This window comes from Bradyrhizobium sp. P2_E8 (assembly GCF_056403875.1).
On record NZ_JBFUES010000833.1, the window covers coordinates 1 to 6289 of the forward strand.

At 62.8% G+C, this 6289-nt stretch carries 4 protein-coding genes and 1 pseudogene; all 5 read right to left on the reverse strand.

The window, feature by feature from the left end:
- Positions 1-603, reverse strand: a 603-nt coding sequence (locus AC1D00_RS32670; RefSeq protein WP_477013506.1) for a serine/threonine protein kinase, incomplete at its 3' end; no start/stop codon positions are given.
- Positions 600-1376: a PP2C family protein-serine/threonine phosphatase gene (locus AC1D00_RS32675; RefSeq protein ID WP_135172907.1), complete on the reverse strand. Its 777-nt coding sequence runs from the start codon at positions 1374-1376 to the stop codon at positions 600-602. The genes AC1D00_RS32670 and AC1D00_RS32675, both read right to left, overlap by 4 nt.
- A gap of 6 nt (positions 1377-1382) precedes the next feature.
- On the reverse strand, positions 1383-2084 hold the full coding sequence (gene tagF / locus AC1D00_RS32680; RefSeq protein WP_477013507.1) for a type VI secretion system-associated protein TagF: 702 nt from the start codon (positions 2082-2084) through the stop codon (positions 1383-1385).
- Positions 2081-5267 (reverse strand): annotated as a pseudogene (gene tssM / locus AC1D00_RS32685) (type VI secretion system membrane subunit TssM). Before tssM ends, tagF begins: the two are co-directional and overlap by 4 nt.
- Before the next feature lie 43 nt (positions 5268-5310).
- Positions 5311-6240: a type VI secretion system protein TssL, long form gene (gene tssL / locus AC1D00_RS32690; RefSeq protein WP_477013508.1), complete on the reverse strand. Its 930-nt coding sequence runs from the start codon at positions 6238-6240 to the stop codon at positions 5311-5313.
- Positions 6241-6289 lie beyond the last annotated feature (49 nt).

Here is a 6289-nt window from a genome sequence, read left to right on the forward strand (position 1 = left end):
CAACCCTACCTGTTCCGGCGATGCGTAGTTGTCCTTGCCAGCGAAGCCCGAGCCGATGATGGTCTTGTCACCCATCTGGGTCGACCGGGCTATGCCGAAGTCGATGATCTTGGCCCGCCTGACGTCGTCGAGCGGAACAATGATGTTGTCCGGAGAAACGTCGCGATGGATGATGCCGTGCTCATGGGCAGCCTCCAGTCCCGATGCGACGCGCAGCATCAGCTTGATCAGCGCCTCGAAAGTCAACGGTCCATCGTCGAGCATGTTCGAGAGCGAGCGGCCATTCACGAACTCCATCGCGAGATACGGTCGCAGCAGCACCGGCTCCACCGTAAACAGGAAGTAGCGAACGATCGCGTCATGCGGAAGATTGTGGAGTGCCGCGGCCTCTCGACGGAACAGCGCGAGCGCCGCCTCGTTATCGACCATGTCGGGCAATAGCATTTTCACGGCAACAGGCGATCCAGTCTGGATCTCTCGGCATTTGTAGACCTCACCCATGCCGCCCGCGCCGATCACCGCTTCGATCTCGTAGATGCCGTTGAGACGGGTGCCGGGGGGCACGCCCTGATAGGACGGTCGGAACGGATCGTTCGGGGTCATGGTTGCGGCTCGCGATTAAGCGGAGATCTTGTCGCCTCCTGAGATCGCGGCGTCAGCAGTCGCACGATCACAATCGTTACGTTGTCAAGCCCGCCACGATCAAGAGCCAGCGCGAGCATGTCATCGCAAGCTGCCTGGGCGCGTCGCGTAGCCGCGTGCTGCAGGATCTCGTCGTCCCGCACGTGCCTGGTCAGGCCATCGCTGCAGATCACGAAGACATCCTCCGGCTCGGCCGGGCCTGTTACCACCTCAAATTCCGGATCATCGGCGACACCGACGGCGCGTGTAATGGCATTGCTCGGCCAATCATTCACGTCTTCGCGCGACAGCGCACCTTCGGCGATCAGTTCCTCCAGTTCGCTGTGATCATGCGACACTTGGCTAATGGCGCCGCGACTGATCAAGTAAACCCGGCTGTCACCCGCCCATATGCAGGCATAGTAGCTATCGCGAACGAGCAGAACCGCCGCTGTAGTCCCGACGGTGGCCCCCTGTCGTTCATGACTAAGCGCCAGTATCTGCTGGTTTGCGCTGAATAGCCGCTCCTCGCATTCCGCCAGCAGGTCTGCGGCTGATTCTGGCGTGCCGATCGCGTCAAGCGACTGCACTACAATGCGACTGGCGAGATCGCCGGCCTCGTGACCACCCATACCGTCGGCGACGGCCCACAGGCCAACGTCGGTTCGTACCAAACATGAATCCTCGTTCCGCTCCCGCACCCTTCCGGCATGGGTAACGCTACCAACATCGAACAAGGAAGGAGTATGCACCATCGTGCGTCATCTATTCCCGGATGCCGCGAGGCCGGGATCACCGGTCAGCAGCGTAATGTAGTGAAACGGATCTGGTAGTCCGCGGCAACTCAGCGCCATGGGCGGAAAGCCTTCCCCTCCGGCGGTCCACCAGAAGCTAGCCGCGGCGTAGACCTGTGGGTTGGCGGCGCAAAGTGCTGCAAACGCCCCCGCGAAGGCGTCGACCGCCGAAGGCCTCCCCATTGCCGCAGTACCAAGCGACGTGATCGGCGGACCGCTGGCGATGGTCTCCTGCAGTCGTGGCACCGCAAGCCGGTCCAACCCATCGGAGATCTGCTCGTAGGTCGCGGCCCGATCCAGGGTCGAAAGCAGGAACGCCTCCACTTGCCCGAACCATTCGTCCTGCGGATCAATGCTCGGCGGCGGCAGCGAGACGGCCTCGCCGGTCACGGCATGCAGGGTCAAGGGATAGTATCGCCCCACCCCGTCGAGCGAGGGCATAATCGCCCCCGCCACCGTTGTTCCGCAGATTGCGGCACCGAGCCAAAACCGCCAGACCGGCGCGGTCAGAAAGGCCTGCTGCCATCCTGGGCCAAGCTGGTGGCGACTTGCTGACAGCGCAGCCTGTACCCACGGCTCCCACGCTTCCAGGAAACTGCGCGGGGTTGCGATCGCGATGAAATCGCGCTTCGCGCCGATTTTGCCGAATAACCCGCAACGCATGGTCATATCCCGGTCGGGCAACGAAACTCACGCAGCACTGACAGGTTCAGCGGGTTGCGCAACGATCCAGTCGAAATTTGATAGCTGAGCTCGCGCCCGGCGACGATGAAAGTCGCGCTGGCCGTTTCCGCTTTCACCACTAGCGAGCCCGCCTCCAGCATCCGAAACAACGACCAGGGACCAATGCGCTCAAGCACGGATGGCGGGCCGGTGTCGTTGCTGACTGAAATTGCCGTTCGCGGCGCGGGGCCCGGCCATAGGACGGTCGTTGGCGAGTTGCTCTGTGGCTGCTGCGGCGGCGTAGGTTGCGGACCGCCGAACAAGGATGAGGTCGCTGGACCAGGTGTGGTTGGGCTTGTAATTGTGGTGCCGCCGATCTCGGTCTTGACGGTCACGCCTGGCCCGGCTGCCCCAGGCGGCCGGATCGCGAACGATACCGCCGGCACACCGCCGCCGGTCTGGAAGAAGGCGTCGCGGATATAGGCCGCGTTTTGGAATTGCTTGAGCGTATCCGGCGAGAACGACCGACCAACGGGGCTCTCCTTTCGCCAAACCCAGTCCGATCGCGACGTGTCGGCATAAGGTGCCAGGTACTGGGTGAAGAACTTGTCCATAACGCCGTTCGGACTGAACAATTTGGCAAAATCCGCCAGCGGGACTTCCTGGCTGCTGCTGCGGATAAACGGGTAGCGGTTGGTCACGGTCTGTTGGCAGACCGGCGTGACCTGATCGCGCAACGTTTGAAGGATTTGCCCGGCGGTTGAAGCCGCTATGCTGCCTTCGAACTCCGCGGCTGCTGCTCGCAGCATGTCGGAGAATGGCGGCGGCATGCGCGAGGCATTGTTGCGGAGCGCTGCGACCTGGGTCTGAAGCGCAGCTGTGGCCTGTGCGGTCAGTTGGGGGTTCTCGATGATCAGCGTCAGGTTCTGCGCGATGTCGTTCAGGTTCGCGACGGTCGAGTCGATCGGCCGGCGGGTGCTCTCGCCTTCGAGCGCCGCGTGGTAAGGTTTGAACTGCGCCTCGATCATCGCGCCAGGCGGTCCATCCTGGGCATTCGTGAAGAGTGCTGGCGCCGGTGCTGCAGCTGCTGCCGAAGCGCTCGCCGGCTTCGCCCGTTCCTTGGTTAGCACCGTCTCGTCGCGCACCGATTCCAGAATTTGCCGCATCGGCGAGGTCGGCGCCGAAAGCGCCCGCAGCACCTCATATCTCCGATTTCAGAAACTCGTAGGCACGTTGCGACACGCTCAGGCGCGCCAAGGAGCTCTGGGCCTGCTTGATCAACCGGCCGTCGAGTTCGACCAGCGGCTGCTGTTCGGTCTCGAGGTCGAACATTGCCACGAGGTTCTCGTCGAGCAGACGCCGCCCTTCCGCGTTGGTGGCGCCAGGATAGAGGTTGTCCGCCCAGTCACGTTGCATCCAGGAACGGATCAACTCACGGTCCGGCGACTGCAGGCCGCCGACCATCAGATAGACCTTGAGCGCCTCGTAGACGAAGGCAGGTTCGCTTATTCGCGCATTGAGCTGCTCCTCCAGGCGATACAGCAGGCGCGGCCGGAACATGCGCTCAAGCGCCGTATGATAGGCCGCCTTCGAGGGCGACAGCAGCCGGGCGTGCTGACTGAGCCCGTAGCGAGCCGACAGAGGCACCGACTCGCCGCGCGATCCGTAGCCTGCCGGGGCGTTGCGCAGCCGGTAGAGTAGCGGCAACACCTTGTCTAGATCATGATCAGCAATCAGCGTCTGTTTGATAAGTGGTGCGCCGGCGGCTGCATACTCGCTATCGGCCTGCAGGCTTTGCTCAATCAAATCGGAGTTCCGCTTGTAGCTCGTCAGCCAGGCTGCGATCAGTCCGATCGAGACCAGGCCGATCAATGACAGGGCCGCGGTTTTCAGGATCAGCGCGCGGCGCACCGCGGCACGGTCGGTCGAGACCCAGTCGGCTTCACCGATGATGACTTTGGAAATCAGATCGGCGAGGAAAAAGCTCTTGCCCGTGCCCGAATAGGATCCGGAACCGACCTCCTCAGCGCCGAACGTACGCGCCAGCGATCCGATCAATTGGTCGATCGGCGTGCCCTGCTGCGTACCCGAGGTAAAGTAGAAACCGCGCAGGTTCGCGTTCACGTGATAGCGCGTCGGCTCGAAGATCAGGTTGAGGAAATCGTGGATCTGCGGCTTGAGCCGCGCCATCTGTGCCGGAAAGCCGAACAATTGCACGCGGTGCTGGGGCGTCGGCTCGTCCTGCAGACGGTCGAGCGTCTCCTCGCTCAGGCGCTCCAGCAGACGGTCGAACTCGACCGGGATCTGCCCCACCAGATTCTGGGTCTTGTCGGCGGTCTGGAACGTGGCACCCCAGACCTGGCGGCGGCCGGCATCCCCGAGATAGGCGAAATACTCGGTGAAGCCGGCAACGAGATCGGCCTTGGTAAATAGCGCGTAGACCGGGAAGCTGACCTTGAGCCTCTGATGCAGCTCGAGCAGGCGCATCCTGATGGCATCGGCGTGAAGTGCGAGCTCCTGCTTCGGCAGCGTTAGAATGTCTTCGATACTGATGGCGACAAGGACGCCGTTGATCGGCTGACGTGATCGACTTTTCTTCAGGATGTCCAGGAACGCCAGCCAGCTGTCCTTGTCGGCCTTGCTATTGGAGTCCTGGGTGGTGTAGCGGCCGGCGGTATCGATCAGCACCGCCTCCTCGGTAAACCACCAATCGCAGTAGCGGGTACCGCCGACCCCCGCGATCGCCGCGGGCGTCGCCCCGCGCGCGAGCGGAAATTTGAGCCCGGAATTGACCAGCGCCGTGGTCTTGCCGGCGCCGGGCGGACCGATGATGACGTACCACGGCAGATCGTAGAGAAAGCCCGATTTGTTGCCGCTGGCGGTCTTCAGCGTCGCGAGCGCATCCTTCATGCGCTCCTTGAGCACCGGTTCATCGCTGACAGGCTGGTCCGCACCAGCGATGCCATCGGCAATCTCCTTGGCACCCTTGCGCCGCTTGAACAGATTGAGGCCAACGATGCCTGCCACGATCGTGGTGAGCAGCAGAATAGCGATCTGCCGGACGATATGGTTCTCCAGCGGCCGCCAATCGCCGAACGCAATGAAGGGACCGGCGAAATAGATCACCGCTCCGAGCGAGCTGAGCCCGACTCCGTAGAGAACAATGCGAAGAATGTCCTTGGCAAGCATCTAACCGTACCTGTCGCAAACCACCTGACCCGGTGGAATCTGCCTATTCGCTGCGTTCGATAAAGATCTCGACGCGCCGGTTCTTGGCGCGTCCCTCGGGTGTCGTGTTGCTGGCGATTGGCGCATCTGCTCCTTTGCCCTCGACGTCGACGCGCGAACCATCGGTCAAGCCAGGCTTGAGTGCCGCGGCAACCGCCTTGGCGCGCTCGACCGACAACTCGAAATTTGTCGGGAAGCGGACTGTGCGGATCGGCGAACTGTCGGTATGGCCAACGACTCGGATCCGTCCCGGCTCCTTGTCGAGGGTTGCTGCGACGCGGAGTGCGATCGGCTTGAAACCGTCGAGGATGGTCGCCTGGCCCGATGCAAACAAGGCCAGATCGCAGACCCTGATCACGATGAAACTGGGGGTCTGGTCCGCGGTCATGGCACAGGCTGTGTTCTCCTTCGCGAGCGCGTTGCGGATGCGTTGCAACTGGGTGATGCGATCCGGTGGCGGCGGAGGCGGAGGCGGCGGCGGTGGTGCAACGACCTGGCGCTTGAGCTCGATCGGGCCGGCCGGATGAAGCGCGAGCGCCACCTCGGCAGCATTCTCTGCCCGGCCAGCGAGGAGCGTCCGCAGGACGAAATAGGACCCGGTCAGCAGCGCGGCGACGACGGCCGCCACGAGCCAGACCGGAACACGCAAACGCTGCCGGCGCCCCGCCAGCGCCTGCCCGCGCCAGTTGGGCGACAGGTCGGTCATCGTCTTCGGCCGGACCCGGCGCAGCAATTCATAGAGGTTACGCTGGATCAGCTGCAGGTTCGCAAGTCCGCCCCCTGACGTCCGGTGAATGCCCTGAAAACCAAGCGCCAGGCAGGCGTGCTGAAGTTCGAGGACCGGATAATTGACCAGTGGATCCATCTTCAAATGGTCGAGGATTTCAAAGAAACGGACGCCGCCGACACGCTCGCCGAAAAACCGGCTCAGCATCGAGTATTGCGTCCAGACGTGACGCTCCTCGGTTGGGATGTGCTGCACG

Coding starts and splice junctions, on each gene's coding strand:
- tagF (WP_477013507.1), bottom strand. CDS start 2,084: ATGACCATGCGTTGCGGGTTATTCGGCAAAATCGGCGCGAAGCGCGAT.
- AC1D00_RS32675 (WP_135172907.1), bottom strand. CDS start 1,376: ATGGTGCATACTCCTTCCTTGTTCGATGTTGGTAGCGTTACCCATGCC.
- tssL (WP_477013508.1), bottom strand. CDS start 6,240: ATGCTGAGCCGGTTTTTCGGCGAGCGTGTCGGCGGCGTCCGTTTCTTT.